We start from the raw sequence: 1,166 nt of genomic DNA, 5'->3' as shown, positions 1-1,166 counted from the left end.
CTGGCCCCGCTGGCCGCCCGCGCGGCGGCCAGCGGCGGCGAAACCACTGTGGAGGTGCACGAGCTGATGACACGGCTGACTTTCCGCATTATTGCGCGCTCGGTGTTTAGTACCAATTTCCCGGAAACCGAGCTTGACCGGCTGGCGGGGCTCATCACCGAGCTGCAAGCGTTTTTCGTGCGCTCCATCCGGCAGCCCTACCTCAAGCCCTGGTTTCGGCTGCGCGGGCAGTTTAAATACCACGATGCACTGGCCCAGGAGATGCGCACGCTGCTCGGCGGTCTCATCGCCCAGCGCCAGGCGGCCAACGTCCAACCTGATGCACCCGCGCCGCCCGACGACCTGCTGCAAATGCTGCTCGACGTGCGCTACGAAGACACCGGCGAACCCATGAGCCCCGACCGCCTCATCGACGAGGCCCTGATACTGCTGGTGGCCGGCCACGAAACCAGCGCCAACGCCCTCACTTGGCTTACCTACCTGCTGGCTCACCACCCCGAGCAGGCCCACGAGATTCAATCCGAAAGCGCCGCCGTGCTGGCGGGCCGTGTCGGCGTTGGCCTGGGTGAAGCTTTCGAAGATGAGGGCCTGCTTGCCCGGCTCGATGCCCGTACCGGTATCGCTGACGCAAAAGTGCACGCTGAGCGTGTCGGCCGTTTCGCCGGCTAGCGCGCTGCTCACCAACACGCTGCCCGCGGCGGTGAACTTAATAGCATTGCTCACCAGATTGAGCAGCACCTGGTTGAGGCGGTGCGCGTCGCCCACCACCCAGGGAAACGGGTATTCGTCTTTCAGGGTCCGGTGGCGGAATTCGAGCCCTTTCTCGCGCGCCTGGGCTGCCAGCGGCTGCATGGCTTCGGTTATCGAATCACTGATATTGAAGGCCGCCGCTTCCAGCTCCAGCTTGCCGGCCGAGATTTTGGCCATGTCGAGCACGTCGTTCAGCACGGCCAGCAGGTGGCGGCCCGACGAGCTGATGACGCGCACGAGCTCCTGCTGGCGGGCATCGAGGCGGGTTTTGGCCAGCTGCGCCGTCATACCCAGCACGCCGTTCATGGGCGTGCGGATTTCATGGCTCATGTTGGCCAGGAAATTCTCACGGGCGCGGGCCGAGGCCTCGGCCTCGTCGCGCGCCCGCTGGCTTTCGCGCTCGGCCAGCACGCGGT

1 protein-coding gene and 1 pseudogene are annotated in these 1,166 nt (G+C 65.5%); one reads left to right on the top strand and one right to left on the bottom strand.

The window, feature by feature from the left end:
- Nucleotides 1–66: 66 nt before the first annotated feature.
- On the top strand, nucleotides 67–669 hold the full coding sequence (locus tag ACYVDE_RS23515; protein ID WP_460503954.1) for a cytochrome P450: 603 nt from the start codon (nucleotides 67–69) through the stop codon (nucleotides 667–669).
- On the opposite strand, the pseudogene ACYVDE_RS23510 reads toward ACYVDE_RS23515, so the two are convergent.
- Nucleotides 568–1,056: pseudogene (locus ACYVDE_RS23510) on the bottom strand (ATP-binding protein); the annotation flags it as partial. The gene ACYVDE_RS23515 and the pseudogene ACYVDE_RS23510 overlap by 102 nt on opposite strands.
- Nucleotides 1,057–1,166: the final 110 nt, after the last annotated feature.

This window comes from Hymenobacter agri, assembly GCF_054778495.1.
The sequence above is the reverse complement of the archived record's forward strand: the minus strand, read 5'-3'. Positions and strand labels throughout refer to the sequence as shown.

Bases quoted from the DNA above. Each gene is read 5' to 3' on its own strand.
- ACYVDE_RS23515 (WP_460503954.1), top strand. From the start codon at position 67: ATGACACGGCTGACTTTCCGCATTATTGCGCGCTCGGTGTTTAGTACC.